Raw genomic sequence first — 19,380 nt, 5'->3', positions numbered from 1 at the left:
CAATTTTCTATCGAAAACCACTCGAACTGATACTTGTTTTTATAGTATTACGTAGATAGTATTTAGTACGAAGTATTGAGTATTAAGTAATAAGGGTAGGAGCAGCTATGTGTACTAAATATAAAACAAAACTACGCTGTCACTTCGAGTGAATTATAAAGTAGCGATAGCGGATGCGTAATTAGTATCGAGAAGTATTCCGGTATTAAAAAGTTCTCGATACAATTTTCTACCGAAAATCACTCGAACTGACATTACACGTTACCCCCTAAATAGAAAGAAATCATCTTTCATATACTCAATTTTAGCATCTTCATTTGTAATAATATAATCAATAGCAAGAGAGGTAAATTCTTCTCCTTTTTCCGTTAAGGAAACCACCCCATTATCAATAACAATCATGTTATTTTTTTGGGCAAGTTCTACGACCGTTTTACTGCGGACTTTCTGCCAATTGATATGCTCATTTAAATGGTTCACATGGCGTTCTTCTTCCTCTTGGTGATTTTTTAAATGCAATAAAAAGGTAAGTAAGGAAACCTCTGTTCGTTGTTGCCGCTCCCGATAGATTACGGCAATAACCCCTTTGCTAGGTGCAAATAAGTAGACTAAAAAGAAGATAATACCTAACATCGTAGTTATAGAACCCGCAATAGAAGCATCTAAGAAATGCGCTAGCCAATAGCCAGAAATAGCCCCTGTAACCCCAAAAACTATAGCTAAAAGAAGCATGCGCTTTAAATCTGTTGTTAATAAATAGGCAGTAGCCGCTGGTGCAATCATTAATGCAACTACCAAAATAGCCCCGACGGCATCAAAAGCACCCACGGTAGTCACCGAAGAAACTGTCATTAATCCGTAATGAATTACGGTAGGCGAGAATCCTAATGAAGCCGCTAGACCAGCATCAAAAGTGCTTATTTTTAGTTCTTTGAAAAAGGCAATCAGAAGGATAATTGTAAGTACTAGAATACTCCCGATGATCACTAATGATTTTGGACCAATATCTGTTCCACCAATAATCATACGATCAAAAGGCGCGAAGGCTAATTCTCCTAGGAGAACGGCATCCACATCTAAATGCACATCGTTTGCATTTTTAGCAATTAGAATAACACCAATGCTAAATAGAATAGGGAATACCAATCCTATAGCGGTATCTTCTTTTACTAAGCCTGTTTTTTGAATGTACTCTACTAATACCACGGTAAGAATCCCTGTTAGTGCTGCAAGAATAATGAGTACGGGCGAATTTAAATCTTGGGTGATAAAGAATCCGATAACAATACCTGGGAGTATAGAGTGACTGATGGCATCACTAATCATGGCCATTTTACGCAACACCAGAAAGGTTCCTGGAATAGCACAAGCGATGGCTACGATACTAGCAATAAGCTGAATTTCTATTTGTGAGCTACTCATCTTTGGCGTTTTGTTGATTGTACAAATTGGAAGCTACTTTAAAACCTTCTTCGGTTAAACTCCACATATTCCCTTGAATAGTAACGTAATGTTTATGCTCTAATTCTTTTAGTGTTTTGGTGGTATACCCTTGAAAATTATTCAATATTTTAATTGTATGCGGATGCGAAATATTATCATGTGTTTCGGCTATATGATACATGAATGCTAAGGTTTTGTGTAACTCTAAATCACGTCTGTTTTTAATAATCCGTAGCTGTTTAAAAAGTAAGCCGCGACTTGGAGAAAAGATAAAAGAAAATAGCACAAAAACACCGGCTACAATAACAATTACAGGTCCTGTAGATAGGTTGGTCTGGCTAGCACTAATTGCCGTACCAAACACACCTGCAAAGGCACCAAAAATAGCTGCGAGAACCACCATAAAGCTTAAACTATTTGTCCACTGTCGTGCCGCAGCAGCGGGAGCAAGGAGCATAGCGCTCATTAGCACAACACCTACTGTTTGTAGCCCTAAAACAATAGCGAGCACAATAAATGAGGTAATTAGAATATCTATGAATTTTGTATTGAAACCGAGTGTTTTGGTATAGTCGGCATCAAATAGAAGAATTTTAAATTCTTTCCAAAATAGTAGTAAAATGATTAGGCAAATACCGGTTACGATAGCCATAAGCCAAACATCGCTTTCTACGAGTGTTGCTGCTTGCCCAAAAAGGTATTTATCTAAACCCGCTTGGTTGGCATTGGGTTGCTTTTGAATAAAAGTAAGGAGCAACATACCAAATCCGAAAAAGAGGGATAATATTAACCCTAATGCGGTGTCTGATTTTAAATGCGTTTTAGTGGTAATTCCACGAATCCAAAACGTGCCTAAGAGTCCGCTGATCAGTGCACCAATTAGCAGTACGCTACTGTCTTTTGTTCCTGTGATTAGAAATGCAATAGCAATACCTGGTAACGCAGCGTGTGAGATGGCATCTCCTAATAAACTTTGCTTTCTAAGAACGGCAAAGCTACCGAGCATACCACAAACAGCTCCTAAAATGGCAGTCCCTAAAGTGATGGTTCTCAGGGTATAATCAGAAAAGACAAGTTGTATGTATTCTAAAGGATCTATGATTATTTGTTTTAGTGGTTAGTCTGTAATATTTGGTTAGTATTGTTTAGTACTCAAGGTTCAATATTTGTTCTTAAATGTTTTTGTAAGCCGGTAATCCTCTTAGACAGTTCTACTAATGTTTCTCTTCAACCTCTAATCGCTATTCTTGCACACTAACTTTAAAATTAATGCCATAGGTTTTGGTTAAATTATCATCATTAAAAATATCTTTTACGGGGCCTGTGGCAATTTTCTTTACGTTTAAAAAGGTAACCCAATCAAAATATTCGGGTACGGTTTGCAAATCGTGATGCACTACAATGACTGTTTTATTGGCTTTACGTAATTCCTTTAGGATGTTGATAATGGCAATTTCCGTAGTAGCATCTACCCCTTGAAAGGGTTCATCCATGAAATAGATAGCTGCATCTTGTACTAAAGCGCGTGCTAAAAAGATACGTTGTTGTTGTCCGCCAGAAAGCTGATTGATTTGTCGGCTCTGAAAAGCAAGCATGCCTACTTTTTCTAAGGCCTCTAAGGCCGATTTCTTCTCTTTTTGTCCTGGACGCTTTATCCACCCTAGGCTACCATAGGTACCCATCATAACCACATCTAATGCCGTGGTAGGAAAATCCCAATCCACACTCCCTTTTTGTGGTACATAGGCAACTAAAGAGCGTTGCTTGTTATAAGGTTTACCATAAATGGTAACGCTACCTGCTAAGGGTTTTAAGATTCCCAAAATAGATTTTATTAAGGTAGATTTACCTGCGCCGTTGGGGCCAACGATGGCCATAAGTACTCCTTCGGGGATTTCTAAATCGATATCCCAAAGTACAGGTTTGTAGTTATACGCTACGGTTAAATCATCTACTTTTACGGCTATATTTGTCATTTTAATAGGTGTTTAGCCCTGATAGTAGCGGCATACTTTTTTGATTTTTCATCAAAAAAGATACAGCGGATAGCAGGAAATAGCTTCTAGATTCCATTATTTTAAAGCGTTTACGATGGTATTGACATTGTATTCAAACATACCAATATAAGTGCCTTCTGCCGTACCCGGATTCCCTAAGGCATCTGAATAGAGCGAGCCACCAATTTCTACCTCATATTTCTTAGCATTTACAGCAGCTTTTACCGCTTCAATAGTACGCTTAGGCACTGAACTTTCTATAAAGATAGCTTTTACTTTTCGCTCAATGATAAAATCTGACAGTTTTTGAACGTCTTGTACGCCTGCCTCAGTGGCCGTAGATAGTCCTTGTAGCCCTACCACCTCAAAGCCAAAAGACTTTCCGAAATAGTTAAACGCATCATGAGCTGTAACCAATACACGTTTGTCTTCTGGTAGGGTTTGGATAATCTTATTCAGTTTTGTTTTCAGGGTTTCTAGCTTATTTAAATACGCTTCACCATTAGTTTTAAAAACAGCCTGATGCTCTGGAAGCGCTTCTGATAATTGCAGTACAACAAATTTGGTAGCTTCTTTCCAGTAGTCTACATTAAACCAAATATGTGGGTCATAATTAGAAGCAAAAAACTCTGAACCTATTAAAGTACGTTCATCTAAGGCATCTGAGAGTGCAATGGTTTTTTTATTCTGGTGCGCCATTTTCTCAAAAACTTCTACCAGCTTTCCCTCTAAATGTAAGCCATTATAAAAAATGATATCTGCTTCTGATAGTTTAGAAACATCGCCTTCACTAGCCTTGTAGAGGTGCGGATCTACGCCGCTGCCCATTAGGCCTTGGAGGTTAATATAGTCTCCACCAATATTTTTCACCAAATCTGTGATCATAGAAGTGGTAGTAACGACATTTATTTTTCCGTTATCTTTCTTATCTGATTTACAACTAATAATAGCAAGGGTACAAAGCGTAATTATAAGGTATTTTTTCATTTTAGTGTTGGACATTTTTTGATTAGTTTTCATTCACATAAATTATGGTTGAAAAATCTTCGTTTAGTAGTATAGTATTGTTATTTACAACAATCTGAGTCATTTTATTTTTAATAAATTGTTTGGAAACGGTAATGGTATTGCCATATTTTAAACCATGTTGTGCACAGAAATCAAAAAACTCTTTATCATCGCTCATTAAGCGCGAGATAATATAGGTTTTACCTTCATTAGCTTTAGAAAGGGTAAAGGAAGTATCTGTAGTGGTTATGATACCGTTTTTATCAGGAATTGGATCTCCATGGGGGTCAAATTTAGGATTGCCTAAGTATTCACTAATTTTATTAGCCAGTAAATCTGAGGTCTGATGCTCTAATAATTCTGCTTCCCGGTGAATATCATGTAAAGACATATCAAACATTTTAAACAGAAGCGATTCCCAAAGGCGGTGCTTCCGAATTACGTTTAAAGCCATTTGATTTCCTTTAACGGTGAGCTTTAACTCTTGATATTTTTCATAATGTAGCAAGTCTTTAACGGCTAGTTTTTTTGCCATATCTGTGGCTGCAGCATTGGAAATACCCAATTCTTTAGCGATGATCCCCGGTTTGGTATCGTTGGTACGCTTGGCATTTTTGTAAACCGCTTTTACAAAATTCTCTACTGCTACAGACATAAATGAATTGCTTTAAACTATTTTTAAGTATACTTAAAAATTTATCAAATGTAGCTAAAATTAATAGTTCTGCAAGTTAAAAATATAACTTTAAGAAAGCTTTATGTGCTAAGGAGTAGGGGGTTAGTAGTGGAAGCTGATAGCAGCTCAAATAAATAGAGCGCCTAACGGCGCTCTATTTATTATTTTGTGATGTGTTTAAGCGTTATGCTGAGATGGACTTTTTTCTCATTTTTAGTATTCTTGCAGTACTAAGAATTATACCTAGTGCAATTAAGATATACATGCCATAGGTATTAAAGAAGGATATGTTTTTTGATCTGGCCACCTGTGGGGTTTCTGGATCGTAATAAATAGTAATGATATCACCAGTAGATTTTACGGCGCCATAGATGGGGATGGCCAATATTTCTACTCTGGTCTGGATGGCTTCTTCTTTTTTTGTGGTAAAGGTCACATCTGCAAAAGCGTTTGTTCTACCTCTGCGCCCAATACTTTTATGAATTTCTGTTATGGTAGCTTCGGCCTCCATCCAAGTAGGATCTATTTCTTGGGCTTCCAAAGGGAATAGACCGCCTAGAAGAGCAAGTGTAAAGAAAATTAATTTTAGAGTAAATGTCATATTGATTGTTGGATTAATTACAGGAAAGTGCTAGTGCTCTAATTTATTAAATACTCATGTTTTGAGATGCTACCATGGTAGGATATTGTTTTACCATTTATTGTTGTATACAGAAGTAAGGTTCATTTGCTTTTTAATCAGAAACACTACTATTATTGGCCTTAGAACAACTAGAAACAAGTTCGGTTTATTGTTTATCTGACCATCTATTAGATTTTGATTCATCGCAAGAATAGGTGCCTTGTGCTATTAGTGACAATAGTGATGGTGTCATGATTTTAGGTTTAACTATTTTTATTTATGGTTGGTTTATTTATTGTTAGCCTAAATATAGTGTAAATTCTATTGTTTTTTATTCTTTAGGTTTAAGTCTATTTAATTTGGATTGGACGTTTTTATTTGCAACTCATTTAGGAGTAAAAAAGTATTGATTCTTTAGTTGTTTCAGAATTCTAAATTTACTGCGGAACAACTTCTTTCCATTCCCCATGCAAGGCAATATTTTCAGGTGATTGCCATAATTGATGTGAAATATCTCCATTTTGGTTCGTTGAAATAATATCTTTCCAATGTTTGTCTCGCTCTATTTGCCATTTCAACTTAAATTCATCAGTAGGAATAAAGGTTCTAAAAAGTGGAGGAGGAAAACCTTCTTCTTTCCTGCGTTTATAGTCTTTTTTGCGGTAATCATCAAAGGCATCTCCATCGGGTAAAGGTCTGTTCTTGTCCATATACCAAACTATAAACGATAAATTAGTATCAAGATTACCTCCAACGTGAAGCATATATTTAGAACCTATAATTCTATCTGGACGTTTTACATATAACATATCGGCGGTTGGTGAGCCCAAAGCTCCGCCTGCATGTAACATCCGAATACTTTCAAATTTCATTGTAATTGGACGATTCCATAAAAAACCAGGAAATGTTATTAAACCATTATATCTATCAAAAATCACCTGTTTTAAAGGCATTGTAAAATAATAAATAGTAAAGAAAATTACGGAAGAGGTACATATAAATAAGAATAATAGTATTAGAAATACTCCATATATCAGAAAAGTATAAAATGGATAAAAAGTATAAAGCTATAAACAAGGTTATTCCTCCAAAAATTAATGGAAAAATATGTTGAGGATCCTTACTAACAATATATGAATTATTTAAAAAAATAATATCTTCTTTTTCACCTACATATTTGTCTTTATAATCTATAGGCTTCTCAGTTATTTTAAAGGGCATATAACCTGCCCAATAGTCATTTCTTTTTCTATTAGAAGGATATGATATATGCGTAATGTCTCTTTTTAAACTTGCGTTTAGTTTTGCCATGTTTTATATTTACGTAGTTCGGTTAAGGGAAGATTTTTCACTTTTTTACTTTCACTAGTATTAATAAAGGTAAGTCCTTGAGATTTTGGCGTTATTTTTATGCCCATATAACGATTATTGTTTCCGCCTCTTGCCTATGGAAAGAAAAGCTTTTTGTTCGAATCAATAGTAAGTTGAGCAGCATATATAAGTTCTGTTTTTGTATGAATTTAAGCGTATTAAATTACGTTATTATTTTCACTTCTGCTTTTCGTTACCACATTTCCCCTTGAGAGGACAGCCGATAGGCTGGGGTGTTTTACGGCTTTTGCTTAGAATTAGATATTAAAGTTTACTGCTACTATTTTACATCCCCCGCCCTTCGGGCACCCCCTTCAAAGGGGGAATTGTTGGCGTTAAAAATGTGTTCTTTTTTAGTTATAAGTGGTTTTGTTTCTTATACTATATGTGCTAAAAGTAGACTACCAACCGCCAATTTTCTCACGTTCTTCTTGTTGTTCTGGTGTAGCTTCTGGGGTAGGAATATTGCTAGGGTAGAGTGGACGTGGGAAACCTTCTGCTTTCCGTCTTTCAAAATCTTGTAACCTATATTCATCAAAGGCGTCTCCTGGAGGTAAAGGGCGGTTTTTATCCATATACCAGGCAATAAAGCTCCAATCTTTAACGAAAGTATCATCTGTAATCTCATTAGTAAAAAGGTAAATTAGATAATGTTGCTCATCTTCTCTTTTTTGATAAACCCTTTTTAATTTAAAATCAATTTTTATTGACTCAAAATTATAAATTGTTGTTTGTCTCTTATAAATATTACTAGGGAAAGTAATTTTATTTTCTAACCGATCTATCGAATAATCAATAACTCCTTTTCTTCGTCTCTTTATTTCAAGTTTAATGATAAAAACTAAACAAACGACGCACCAAATTAAGCCAATATAGACTAAGGGTTCTGCTTCTACTAAACCACGATAAACAAAATATAGGCCGCCTAAAAGCATAAGAAGATTAAACGACATCATTCCTAAACCAAGTTCTTTGGTTATTTTTAAATGATTTAGATCGTTGGCTTCGGCAAAAAAATTACTTTTATTTTCATTTATTAACTTTTCCTTCATATTACCATCCCCCAATTTCTTCGCGTTCTTTTTGCTGCTCTATGGTAGCTTCCGGTGTAGGAATATTGCTTTGGTACAAGGGTTTGGGAAAGCCTTCTGCTTTTCTACGCTCAAAATCTTGTAACCTATATTCATCAAAGGCATCTCCTGGGGGTAAAGGCCTGTTTTTGTCCATGTACCAAGTAATTAGTGAAATATCTTCATAACAAGATTGGGCTCCTATCATAAAATCTTCAAAAGTATAGCCTTTGGTGGGCCTTATGATCTGTAGCATAAAGGCTCCTGTTGCATCTTCGCCACCTGTGCTGTAACAGAATATTGCGTTCTTAAACGGCATTGTAATGTTTTTTTGCCAAAGTAAGCCCGTAAAGGTAATTAAACCATCTTCACGGTTGAGAATTTTTTCTTTTTTAGGCATCGTAAAAAAATAGATAGTAAAAAAAACGAAAGCAATGCAAGAAATAGAAAAAATAATAATTGGCATAAAGGTCCATTCTTCATCTGTAGGGATTAAGAACATAATAATCATAGCTAAAGCGACACCTCCAACTATATAAGGTAAGTAATTGGAAAATGTAGGAAGAGTTATATATTTATCATTAGCATAAATTCTTTTATCATTTTCTAGTAATTCTTTGCTTATCCGAAAAAAATCTTTCTCAGTAATCACTTTGTTCACCCCATGTGCATATTGCTGTAAACCAGTTTCTCCTTTGCCATAATCTGTATGGGTTATTTTTCTTTTATAATCTTCTACTTCCATGTTTTTGGTTCTTTTAATTCTCTTCCTATCAAACCAAATTAAGTGTAATAATTTCTTTTCTATTACCAACCCCCAATTTTTTCGCGTTCTTTTTGCTGCTCTATGGTAGCTTCCGGTGTGGGTATATTGCTAGGGTAGAGTGGACGTGGGAAACCCTCAGCTTTACGTCTTTCAAAATCTTTTTTACGGTATTGGTCAAAGGCATCTCCTGGTGGTAAAGGACGGTTTTTGTCCATATACCAGGTTATAAAGGATATATCATCATAACAATCTCCTCCTCCCGCTCCAAAAAGTTCAAATGTATAGCCCTTTGTTGGCCTGATTACCTGCAGCATAAATGACCCTGTTGCATCTTCACTGCCCGTACTGTAGGAAAATATCGCATTTGTAAACGCCATAGTAACGTTGGGCTGCCAATAAAAACCCGTAAATGTAATCAGACCATCTTTGCGGTTAAGTATTTGTTCTTTTTTGGGCATGGTAAACAAGTAGACGGCAAAAAAAACGAAAGCAATGCAGGAGATGGAAAAGAAGAGAATATCTATAAAATCCCAATCTTGATCAAAAGAAGTTAGATAAATAATAATCATTACCAAAGCTACTCCCCCTACAATATAAGGTAGGTAATTGGAAAATGTAGGAATTTTTATATAGTTATCGTTTGCAAAAAATCTTTTGTCTTTTTCCAGTAATTCTTTTGATATCGTAAAAAATTTTTTCTCAGTAATTACTTTATCAACGCCATGTGCATATTGCTGTAATCCAGTTTCTCCTTTGCCATAATCTGTATGGGTTATTTTTCGTTTATAATCTTCTACTTCCATCTGTTATTACTGGTTTATTTCTCACCAAAACTACTAAACAAAGTAAATAGATTTACGTTCACTACCATCCCCCAATTTCTTCGCGTTCTTTTTGCTGCTCTATGGTAGCTTCTGGGGTAGATATATTGCTAGGGTAGAGTGGACGTGGGAAACCTTCTGCTTTCCGTCGTTCAAAATCTTGTAACCTATATTCATCAAAGGCAGTTCCAGGGGGTCAATGAGATTAATTAAAACCCATCCCATCAACACTACCTATATCACACCATTTTAACACAATAGAACTATTCTCTATTTTATTTGTAAATGGGTTTTGCTTAAACTCTCTTTCTTTAGTTCTTCTATTATAAAAACCATACCATTCGAATTGTAGTTCACCTTCCATATTATTAATAATCTTACCTATTGGTTTGTTTAGAGAAAAAGACGCAGCATCTTTTAAATCACTTGGTATAGGATCTAATAATGGTGGTGAAAAATAGATGTAATACTCTGTATCATTAATTCTTGTAAGTCGTGAATTAAAAAAGATATATTTTGTTTTAAACTGTCCACCAACTAAAAAGAAAACATAATCTTCTCCTTTGCAGTCCGTAGAAAATTTCATCTTTTTAAGCTCGTAAATAGTTTCATATGTAATTTTCTCTTCCTCTTCTAATTCTTCTTTCTTTAACTCACTTTTACCTGTAAAGGAAGCTTTTCTCATTATAATGTTATCCATAGGATCACATTCACCTTCATATTTCCCATATTTGCATATCAACTTTACTTCATCTTTATTGTCATCAAATTTTAATTGTTTTATAATTGAATGATTCTTTACTTGATATGTATTTTTAGTTATTAGCGAAGCTTCTAGTTCCTGCTCATTCATAATACACATAGTATTCTCCATAGCTATCTTAAATTTTAGATGAAGACTATCATTCCAATGTACTTTTAATTCTTGCATTGTGTATTCTTCATCATCCTCATCCTCTAATATCCTTGAATACAAGTATGTTACAAATTCTGTGTCAGTTTTTTTTTCAGAAAAAACTTTAGAAGAAAGTAACGAGTTTGATTCTACTTTATCACCTTCATTCTTTTCTTTTGTATTCGTTTTACAAGAAAATAAACATACAGCTATGCAGATTATAATAATTCTATTTATAAAAATTGACATGATTTTTAATTTAATTTTTCTTGTTTTTTTATTTTATCCAAGTTTGAGGGTCCCCGCTATTGCGAGTGTCACTCTCGTAACCGAGAGAGTAAGATACAAAAGAGTGAAAGAAATGAGTAATGAAATATTATACTCAAAGCAGTGACGGCACAAGCGAGACGCTTGTGTTATGTTAATGGGGGGAGTTCTAACCGTGCTATATTTATTATTAAGTTTTTTTTTAATAGACTAAAATTTTGCAGAAAATAGTTCTTTTCTAAACCCTGTCTCTGATTCTTCATCTAAAAATAATAAGGAGATACTATCATTTTGAATAAGGTTTTCAATCAAATCTTTATGTTGAATCTCTAACTCTGCAATTGTTCCAATATTCAATGTATCTTGATTTAATCTCAACATTTTTTCAATATAGGGTTTAAAAAAATTACTTTTGAATTTGGTAGTATCTACAAAATGTTTAGTTCTAATTAAATAAGAATTATTTTCATGACTTTCAATGACTTTGATATCTGTAAAGCCTTGTCGTTTTAGTTTATTATCATTATTTAAAAAAATATTAACCGAATTTCCTTTTTGTTTATTACCATATTTATAATTGTAATTTCTAAAAATTTGGTTTTCATTAGAATTATTCTCAATTTTTAGATTGATAGGTATACTTATTACAGAAATTGTTTCCATTTTAGCACTGTAAAATAAAGTTACTTTCTCATTTGATCTGTAACTGCTTATTTCTATTGGATTTTCGTCTTGATTGCAGCTAAAAAAGAAAGAAATTATTATTAATATTTTGATTGTCTTCATATTCACTATACTTTTATAAAAATTGAATCTATTATATCTATATACATACCTTTATTTTGATTATTGAGTATTCTATATAGCAAGGTTACATTTTTATCAAAATCATCTAAAATTTGAGAGTCATCATACTACTCGTGCCACATCTATAATCACAGAAACTAGCGCGCTTTTGTAAAGCGTGACTAATTGTTTTCTGGATTGTCTTCTTCATAGATTGCATAGCCAACTGTTTTTCCAATCTCTTTCATGATAAACTAATTCTGAAGCCACAGGATTATAATTTATACATTGTGCTATTTTTTTGCTAGTATCTAAAATTACGGGATGATACCCATCTTTCCAAACCTTATAACTAACACCTTTCTTTACACGCTTTGCTGCATAATTTAATTTAGCTAAAAGGCATTCCCTTCTACTTTCAAGAAGTTCTTTTATCTCTTTTATAAATTCCTTATAGGTGTGTTTTTTAAAATCGCGAATAATGTCCTGTAACCCGTTTTCTTAAGAACTAGTAATAGGCTGTATATGACTACTCATATATACGTACGCATGTACGGTTAATTCTTTGTTTGCAATACAATAATTTAGAGAATCATCCAATATTTTAAAATAGGTTGGTCGAATAAATAAATCTACCCAATCAATTATTGTTATTGCTACAAATGTTGGAACGGTACTATCTATGACTTTATATCTCTGAGATATTGTTTCAAGATAATAAATTGCATTGCAAATACTAAAGAAAATTAGACACACTTCAAAGAAGTGCGCCAAGGTAGCGGATATGTCGCGCGAGGGGACTAATTTACAAATTAATGTTAGCGGCAGTTTTATAGCTTATTAAGGTTATTTTTCTATTCATTTAGTGAGTCATCCATTAGCTTTTTTTTACGAATCAGATAGTATATTCCATAGATTAAAATTAGAGAAAATTCGAATATTAGTATTAATAATATGGAACCAGTGTTAAATGAAATTTCTTTTCTGATAGCCCAAAAGAAATAAAAATTATAAAAACAAAAAGTTGCTACGATAAAATATTTTATACTTTTCTTATTTATAAAGCAGAAAGAAAAAGCGATATTTAAAAATATACTTGCAAGCATTAATAAAAATCCAGGCCCAGGATCCCTTTTGTTAAAGGCTTCAACTGATTTCATTATAATAAATGAAGATATTATTATTATAAATATAGAAATTAGAATATCGGTGATGTTATTTTTAGTTTTTTTTGACATATTATCTGTAAAATTTCTTGCGATAAGTTATTGAATAGAAGGCTTAATTGAAAAATTAATGGTAATAAATTTATAAACCTATAGAATATCCGTTCTATGTATCTAAGAAAATAGTAAAGCGTATATTTTCTATTAATTAATTGTAAAAAATTGTTTTGTCTAATTTCTGGGTCTAAAATATCGTATCCAACCTCCATGATTAAAATAATTTTCTGTTAGTGCGATCGTCACGCTCGTAATTGATTAACAAAAATACAATAGCGTTAAAGAAATAAGTGATGAAAATATTATAACCAATAGAGTAACGGCATAATCTAGACGCTTGCGCTAGCGAGGCCCGAAACTCTATGTTAGTAAGGATTTGAGCTATTTTTTATATACGTTTTTGATAATAGTTTTTTTCGCATGTCAATATCAATGACTGTAGTTTTTGAAATACTATCGTGCCATCCATTTTTTCCAATCAAGAATGATAATGCTTCAAAAGGAATTATCCTACTTATAGTTCTTATAAAAGTCTCATCTGAACTTGAACCGTCAGTACCAACGACTTTTGTATTTGTGATAATTTTACCGATAGTAGTGCTAAATACACCTTCCATAATCCAATAATAAAATAAAAATATTATTATTATTATAAAATTATAATTACTGAAGTCAGTTTTGTCAATTAATGGAATACTCATTACGGTAATCACCAAAATATCTACTATATAATTTAGTAAACGTTTAATTTTTGTTGCTTTAATATCATCGGTTGAAACAGTTAATAAATAGGTATTCTTATAAAGGTAATTTTCAAATCTAATTTTGATTTCAGACCCTATTTGTAATTTATTATCTTCAATAAAATCTATCTTTATTATAGATGCAAAAAAACTTTCAATTTCTGCGAAATCTTTATTTGCAAAGCCGAAAAAAATAGGGGAAGCTACTGTTTCAAATTTTATTATTGAGTATCTTTCAAATTTAACAAGTACTATTCTTTTAAATTTAGAATAATTAATTCCAACCTTATTTGTTGAAAAAAGCTTAGCCAAGCTTACTATTAAACCTTTCGGCATTTCTTTTATATGAATTACTGAACTTTTATCTTTTTGATCGCTGTTGCCTAAATATTGATCAAATCTATCAAGGCCGCTTATATATATGATTTTTGCATTAAGAGTATTTTGATTAGCTAAAAACCATTTTTTGCCAACTTCATTCTTTATTTCCGATTTAGTCATAAAATTCATTATTCTCAATTTTTATTTTAAATTGCTACCAATGGTTTAGCTCGTATCTTTGATTTTTAGTTTGAAGATAACATATTTATGTAAATAAAAGTGAATATAAGGGAGAGAGATTTAGCTAGATATAATATTATTGATATTGTTGCATAGATTAACTATCCCCTGCCAGCGCTCTTTTGTAACGAGTACCGCCCCAATTGTTTATTATTCTAGGATACCAATAGCATCAGTTTTTAATGCCTTAGATAAATATTAAAATTTTTAACAAGGCTATATTCCCAATCTATTTCATAGTATATGCTTTCTAATAATATATTAAAACATGCTTTACTTGCGAATACATCTATCCAGTATACTGTAGCAAAAGACACAGAATATGCTCCTATTGGATTATGAAAGTTATGCTTACTGTTTAAAAGAACTAAAGCTATCTATATGGAAAGCTTTAATAGTTGTTTCTTACGCTGTAGGGCACTTGATACAAACCAGCGCTAGTGTATTTATTTTTTACCAACCGCCTATTTTTCTGCGTTCTGCTTGTTGTTCTTTTGTAGCCTCAGGAGTAGGAATATAACTTTCAAATAATGGTTTAGGAAAACTTTCTCTTTTACGTCTTTCAAAATCTTTCTCGCGGTATTCATCAAAGGCAGTACCAGGTGGTAAGGGTCTATTTTTATCCATATACCACACATATAAACTCCATTCCTCATAAGGATCTTTGTAAGAAATAGTTCTTAGCACATCTAATTTTCTAGGTTTAAATGTATTTACAAATTTTAAATACTCTCTCCCAGCAGTTCCATCAACATCTCCACTAACTGAAATTACAGCTTTTATATCTTCAAATTTACCTTTTAATAAAGGTGCGTAAAACATATCTGGATAACTTATTATTCCATTAATTCTATCGAGCAGAAGTGTTTTATTCTCTTTATTAACAGTAAAGCCATAAATTAAAAAAAATAAACCCGCAAAAATTACAAATACCGAAAAAGTGCCATAATACAAATCAATATCATCATGACTTAAAAACCATATACCACATATAATAGCTAAGCCACCAAAAATTTTACTTGAAAATGAAGTATAGTTCCGATCTACCCTATAAAATAAATCATTAGCTTCTATAATTATAGTTCCCTTATGTGGATATACCCTCTCTGTGTCTATTGAAGGGGGGGGTGTGGTTATAATAAAAGATTGATGATTATTTATATATTTACTCATTTTCAGGAATATAAGTTTGTAGATTTTCTAGCTGATTAACGCTGAAAATGTCGCGTTTACGAATAGCCTGTTCTAAGGTGAGTTGTTTGGGTTTTACGTTCTTGTTTGTTTTTTGACCAGTATAATGACTTTCTGGTGGTCCTAAAATTTCATATAAATTGCTATTTTGCCCAATAAAAGTTTGCTTAACCGTTAAGTATACATGTTTATACCTGTCTTCGTTTTTTAGCTGTTCTGGGCTATATTCACATTTGTCTTTATCATTTATTATTCTAATTAGAAACAACACTTCCGCATATCTATATTCATAACCAATACGCGAGGAAATATATTCATATCGATAGTGTTGTGGTACAGCAAAGTCAATGATACAAGAAGGTAATTGTTCATTTTTAGGTGAACGATTACCATGTTTGGGGAAATCATAAATAAAAGTAGTAATCTCTATTTTTTTTGTATTATCGTGTATACCATTTGGATAAAACCATGCCTGAATATCTAAATCTTCGATGCCACTACAACCATAAGCGGAAAATAAATGTACCTTAAAACGATTAATATATATATCATAAGTATCTGTATAATGTAGAGAAGTATGATATTTTTTGTTACTAGCAGCTTTTAATTGATCTTTTTCTAATAAAACTTCTACTTGAGTGTGACTAGGTGTTAACATATCTGATAACTCAATAAAAGCAATTTCTAAATCTTTAAAATCTTGATATATCTCTCCAGTAATTGCGGAACTAATATTGTTCAATAAACGCAAAATATATTTATCTGGTAATTCATTTGGGTCTGGATTTAGTGTGTAGTCGCTTATTGGGAAATTTTTAAAGTAAGCTTCCAATTCAGTATCTTTCAAATATTTATTAATAAGGTATATTGATACAACAATTGCTCCTCCCAAAAGCGCTGCAGGCCAAAACCCTATAGATAAAAAAGCGACACCTCCACAAGCAGCATAGAATGCAGAAATATCTGCAGCTAGAAATATACCACTCAATCCTGTTGCGATACCATAAGCCAAAGCAGCATCAGCATCTCTATAGGAATGGCTAGTAAGTGACGACTTAGCCAGACTATAAACACTAATAGCGGAACTTGCGATACCTAAAGATTTAGAAAAAATTGAAAATTTCTCAGCTGATTTTTCCATTAATAACTTTTCATGAATCTTCGATTGCGTTGCTATTCTAGTTATGGCAGCTCCTAGTTTAATACTGGCTCCTGTGAGTACAAGAGCATTACCCAGTCCCCCTTCCTTTCTATATTTTTGAAAAGCTTCTGCCAAGACAAATGCCTCAATAACAAGTAATACACCTGCTAAAGTACCTGATTGATAAAAATTTTTAAATTGACTTTCAAAACGTTTGGGCACATTTTTAAGGTTGATGACCACTTTACCCTCGTCAATAAATTGCTGTGCCGATGCTACAGCCATTTTCTTATATTCTAAATGCCAATTCTGTTTAAATTGATGTAATGATATTTTTTGTTTTCCTAGTACATAGCGAATCTGCTTTTTGTTTTCAGCTAAATATTTATCAAAATCTTTTAGTGCAGTAAATTTAAAAGAGATTACGCCACTCTTTTTATCTTTAAAATAGGAAATTTTATTATGCAAAGCTATTGTTGCATAGCCCCCTTGAAAATCACTATGGCCTGCATATGCCTCAACAATTTTACCGATATTACTTACGGTTTTTTTAGAAAGATCAAGTGTAAATATATCTTGTAAATCTATCTTATAATTTAATAATTTGTCAGATTTGGAAGAGTCACTCATATCCTCTGAATACATACTTTTCTTTATATATTCATACCATTCATCTTGTTCAGGTTTGTAAACTATTTCTAGATCTAAATGACGGTCGAACATATTAGGGTACTTGGATAACCATATTATATGATCAGCAATAATACCTTTAGCAGTTTCAATACTATCAGGAATACTATTCATAAAATCATCAGTAGCATTCTCATAATAATCAGATTTTTTGAGATTACCTAGATCATTTCGATAACTATTAATAACTGCTCTCTGATCTGCTCGTTCCTTTACACCTAATATTTTTTCAAGTTTAGTTTTTTTGACCCCATTTTTCTCTATAAAAGGACGTAAAAGGCTTCCCACAGTCAAATCTAAAGCTATATTTGCTGCGGTGTTTTCTATTAAATCTGAATTATATTTCTCTGTTTTTTCACGATCATTATAAACAAAGTCATAGGTTAATTGTGCTAGTCTATGTAAATACTGAATTTGTTTTGAATTATCAGAAGTGTCAATAGATATTTGATTGTTGTTTTGAATATTTGTAAATATTTCTTCAATGGGTTTCGCACTTTGCAAACTTACCATTATGGCTTTCAAACGGTTTATTTCAGTATGAATACCAACACAAATATCATAAGCACATCCAACAGGATCATTTAAAGTAATGAACATGTCTTCGAAAATTTCATTGTCACCTTTGCGGTCTTCTTTTCGTTCTTGTGAGTCTATTTGGTGTACAAGTGCTTTTAAACTATTTATTCGTGGATGCTCTTTGTAATGTACAAATTTTAAGGCTTCGTAATGTACTACTGAATCTGTTCGAGATGAAACTTCATATGATTTACCTATATTAAACCCATTGCATTTAACCTTAACCATGCCATATTCCTTACGAAGGTTTTCATCAGTCAATAAGTTATAATGGTGTTCTATATTCCATTGCACGGGCGTATACGCTATCCAAAATGTTTTATCAAGACCTGTAATTATTTTATAGTCCACACTATCGTTCTGACTCTCTCTTATATCCAGATATTTTCCATCCTTCTTGCTGTATTCCCATAATACGTGGGAAATGGTACCAGATTCGCTAATTTCTAACTCATAATGTTCATTAGGATCCCCATCTCTGAACAAATATACATAGCCTTTATTTAAAGAGGTTCGTGCAGTATAAAAGTTCTTGTTCTCAGGTATTTTAGAATTATCTACTTTTACTTCATCAACGGAATAGGAATCTTTTTTTTTATTGTTTTGACCGTAAATATGGAATGCTACATCATCTGGAGAATCGGTCTTGAACAGACCATATCTCAAAAAATGGAGGCGTATACCAGGGACCAAAGCATTTAATTTAGGGCTAGTTTTAGATTCTGCTCCATCATAGCTGGCAGTAAATTCATATTTGGCTGCTATTTGATTAAACGATTTTCTTTGAAAAGCTTCTAATTCTAAATTTTCATTCATAGTAATTAAAAATTAAGTAATTTCATCTTGACTGGTGTCCTCAATCTGCCAAACTACTTCTACCATTTTATTTCGAACTGTACCTGTTATTTCAATAATATCATTTTCATTTGTAATGATTTCACCGTTTTCATTCTCGTTTTCCTTATATCTTTTTACATTAATAGTAACTTTTCCTCCTTCAGGTATATTCTGCACATGCGCCCTTAGGGTCACCTCTTTTAGTACTTTTGATGATCGTAGAATTATTTCTTCTTTTAACCATTGCAAATTAAAAATTCTAGGTTCTCCTTCAATATCTACCGCTGCTTCTCGTAATAATTGCTGATTTGCTATAGCCTCTTCATTACTAGTGTTTGACGCTATCTCTGGGAATGGTATTTTATTAACGGCCATAGTAATAGATGGAGTAGGAGCTGCGCTACCAATAATTACGTTAGGTTCTCCAACGGTAATGGCCCCGCCATGTGCAGTCATATCTCCTATGCAAGCCACTGGCACTCCATTAAACATTACATTAGGTGCTCCTTGCGCTATAACATCTGGAGGACCAACACACACGCAAGTGTCTCCCATCAGGGCAGCTGGCTTTCCGTTTATTAAAATATTGGGTGTTCCTGGACCTACTATGGGTCCGCCCACATGAGGCGTTGTTCCTGTACACATGGGGCAAACATGCATGCTTCCTATTGTTGCTATGGGTCCTGGCATAAT

General features: G+C 33.0%; 17 protein-coding genes. All 17 read right to left on the bottom strand.

The features are described from left to right. Window positions 1-261: 261 nt before the first annotated feature. The 17 genes from M666_RS16535 to M666_RS20870 all read right to left on the bottom strand — a co-directional run bounded on the left by M666_RS16535 (window position 262) and on the right by M666_RS20870 (window position 19,377). Entirely contained in the window at window positions 262-1,422 is a 1,161-nt protein-coding gene (locus tag M666_RS16535; RefSeq protein ID WP_029446762.1) for a metal ABC transporter permease, read from the bottom strand. After that, on the bottom strand, window positions 1,415-2,542 hold the full coding sequence (locus M666_RS16530; protein ID WP_024481109.1) for a metal ABC transporter permease: 1,128 nt from the start codon (window positions 2,540-2,542) through the stop codon (window positions 1,415-1,417). Before M666_RS16530 ends, M666_RS16535 begins: the two co-directional genes overlap by 8 nt. Before the next feature lie 142 nt (window positions 2,543-2,684). Further along, on the bottom strand, window positions 2,685-3,419 hold the full coding sequence (locus M666_RS16525) for a metal ABC transporter ATP-binding protein (protein WP_013552708.1): 735 nt from the start codon (window positions 3,417-3,419) through the stop codon (window positions 2,685-2,687). 96 nt (window positions 3,420-3,515) lie between these two features. Then, on the bottom strand, window positions 3,516-4,427 hold the full coding sequence (locus M666_RS16520) for a metal ABC transporter solute-binding protein, Zn/Mn family (RefSeq protein ID WP_029446761.1): 912 nt from the start codon (window positions 4,425-4,427) through the stop codon (window positions 3,516-3,518). Window positions 4,428-4,449: 22 nt separating this feature from the next. Continuing rightward, window positions 4,450-5,103 (bottom strand): metal-dependent transcriptional regulator, encoded by a 654-nt coding sequence (locus M666_RS16515; RefSeq protein WP_024481107.1) that lies wholly within the window; start codon window positions 5,101-5,103, stop codon window positions 4,450-4,452. Window positions 5,104-5,308: 205 nt separating this feature from the next. After that, window positions 5,309-5,725 (bottom strand): DUF3592 domain-containing protein, encoded by a 417-nt coding sequence (locus M666_RS16510; RefSeq protein WP_029446760.1) that lies wholly within the window; start codon window positions 5,723-5,725, stop codon window positions 5,309-5,311. A 458-nt stretch (window positions 5,726-6,183) separates the two neighbouring features. Then, window positions 6,184-6,699 (bottom strand): hypothetical protein, encoded by a 516-nt coding sequence (locus M666_RS20675; protein ID WP_029446759.1) that lies wholly within the window; start codon window positions 6,697-6,699, stop codon window positions 6,184-6,186. Beyond that, on the bottom strand, window positions 6,674-7,057 hold the full coding sequence (locus tag M666_RS20670; RefSeq protein ID WP_029446758.1) for a hypothetical protein: 384 nt from the start codon (window positions 7,055-7,057) through the stop codon (window positions 6,674-6,676). Before M666_RS20670 ends, M666_RS20675 begins: the two co-directional genes overlap by 26 nt. A 461-nt stretch (window positions 7,058-7,518) precedes the next feature. Further along, entirely contained in the window at window positions 7,519-8,169 is a 651-nt protein-coding gene (locus M666_RS20665) for a hypothetical protein (protein ID WP_029446757.1), read from the bottom strand. A gap of 1 nt (window position 8,170) precedes the next feature. Continuing rightward, window positions 8,171-8,932, bottom strand: a complete 762-nt coding sequence (locus tag M666_RS20575) for a hypothetical protein (protein ID WP_029446756.1) — start codon at window positions 8,930-8,932, stop codon at window positions 8,171-8,173. Between the two features lie 62 nt (window positions 8,933-8,994). Then, a complete protein-coding gene (locus M666_RS20090) occupies window positions 8,995-9,756 on the bottom strand; it encodes a hypothetical protein (protein ID WP_029446755.1) in 762 nt (253 codons plus the stop codon). Between the two features lie 223 nt (window positions 9,757-9,979). After that, window positions 9,980-10,918 (bottom strand): hypothetical protein, encoded by a 939-nt coding sequence (locus tag M666_RS16480; protein ID WP_029446754.1) that lies wholly within the window; start codon window positions 10,916-10,918, stop codon window positions 9,980-9,982. 228 nt (window positions 10,919-11,146) lie between these two features. Next, window positions 11,147-11,722, bottom strand: coding sequence for a hypothetical protein (locus tag M666_RS16470; RefSeq protein WP_029446752.1), 576 nt, complete (start codon window positions 11,720-11,722; stop codon window positions 11,147-11,149). A 1,588-nt stretch (window positions 11,723-13,310) separates the two neighbouring features. Then, the gene (locus M666_RS20085) at window positions 13,311-14,198 is read right to left on the bottom strand and encodes an RDD family protein (RefSeq protein ID WP_029446750.1); all 888 of its coding nucleotides are present in this window, start codon (window positions 14,196-14,198) and stop codon (window positions 13,311-13,313) included. A gap of 504 nt (window positions 14,199-14,702) precedes the next feature. Continuing rightward, on the bottom strand, window positions 14,703-15,422 hold the full coding sequence (locus M666_RS16455; protein WP_029446749.1) for a hypothetical protein: 720 nt from the start codon (window positions 15,420-15,422) through the stop codon (window positions 14,703-14,705). Continuing rightward, window positions 15,415-18,666, bottom strand: a complete 3,252-nt coding sequence (locus tag M666_RS16450; RefSeq protein ID WP_029446748.1) for a toxin VasX — start codon at window positions 18,664-18,666, stop codon at window positions 15,415-15,417. Before M666_RS16450 ends, M666_RS16455 begins: the two co-directional genes overlap by 8 nt. A gap of 12 nt (window positions 18,667-18,678) precedes the next feature. Continuing rightward, window positions 18,679-19,377 carry a PAAR domain-containing contractile injection system baseplate protein gene (locus M666_RS20870; RefSeq protein ID WP_029446747.1) on the bottom strand — a complete coding sequence of 233 codons (699 nt, stop codon included), beginning with the start codon at window positions 19,375-19,377 and terminating at the stop codon, window positions 18,679-18,681. Between the last annotated feature and the right edge of the window lie 3 nt (window positions 19,378-19,380).

Origin of the sequence: Cellulophaga baltica 18 (genome assembly GCF_000468615.2) — a bacterium.
Lineage (GTDB): Bacteria > Bacteroidota > Bacteroidia > Flavobacteriales > Flavobacteriaceae > Cellulophaga > Cellulophaga baltica.
This window is presented reverse-complemented; position numbering and strand designations above follow the sequence as displayed.

Excerpts from the sequence above, each read along its gene's own strand:
- M666_RS16450 (WP_029446748.1), bottom strand. The coding sequence starts at position 18,666 with ATGAATGAAAATTTAGAATTAGAAGCTTTTCAAAGAAAATCGTTTAAT.
- M666_RS16470 (WP_029446752.1), bottom strand. The coding sequence starts at position 11,722 with ATGAAGACAATCAAAATATTAATAATAATTTCTTTCTTTTTTAGCTGC.
- M666_RS20670 (WP_029446758.1), bottom strand. The coding sequence starts at position 7,057 with ATGGCAAAACTAAACGCAAGTTTAAAAAGAGACATTACGCATATATCA.
- M666_RS20575 (WP_029446756.1), bottom strand. The coding sequence starts at position 8,932 with ATGGAAGTAGAAGATTATAAAAGAAAAATAACCCATACAGATTATGGC.
- M666_RS20675 (WP_029446759.1), bottom strand. The coding sequence starts at position 6,699 with ATGCCTTTAAAACAGGTGATTTTTGATAGATATAATGGTTTAATAACA.
- M666_RS20665 (WP_029446757.1), bottom strand. The coding sequence starts at position 8,169 with ATGAAGGAAAAGTTAATAAATGAAAATAAAAGTAATTTTTTTGCCGAA.
- M666_RS16520 (WP_029446761.1), bottom strand. The coding sequence starts at position 4,427 with ATGAAAAAATACCTTATAATTACGCTTTGTACCCTTGCTATTATTAGT.
- M666_RS16455 (WP_029446749.1), bottom strand. The coding sequence starts at position 15,422 with ATGAGTAAATATATAAATAATCATCAATCTTTTATTATAACCACACCC.
- M666_RS16535 (WP_029446762.1), bottom strand. The coding sequence starts at position 1,422 with ATGAGTAGCTCACAAATAGAAATTCAGCTTATTGCTAGTATCGTAGCC.
- M666_RS16480 (WP_029446754.1), bottom strand. The coding sequence starts at position 10,918 with ATGTCAATTTTTATAAATAGAATTATTATAATCTGCATAGCTGTATGT.
- M666_RS16515 (WP_024481107.1), bottom strand. The coding sequence starts at position 5,103 with ATGTCTGTAGCAGTAGAGAATTTTGTAAAAGCGGTTTACAAAAATGCC.
- M666_RS20870 (WP_029446747.1), bottom strand. The coding sequence starts at position 19,377 with ATGCCAGGACCCATAGCAACAATAGGAAGCATGCATGTTTGCCCCATG.
- M666_RS20090 (WP_029446755.1), bottom strand. The coding sequence starts at position 9,756 with ATGGAAGTAGAAGATTATAAACGAAAAATAACCCATACAGATTATGGC.
- M666_RS16510 (WP_029446760.1), bottom strand. The coding sequence starts at position 5,725 with ATGACATTTACTCTAAAATTAATTTTCTTTACACTTGCTCTTCTAGGC.
- M666_RS20085 (WP_029446750.1), bottom strand. The coding sequence starts at position 14,198 with ATGAATTTTATGACTAAATCGGAAATAAAGAATGAAGTTGGCAAAAAA.
- M666_RS16525 (WP_013552708.1), bottom strand. The coding sequence starts at position 3,419 with ATGACAAATATAGCCGTAAAAGTAGATGATTTAACCGTAGCGTATAAC.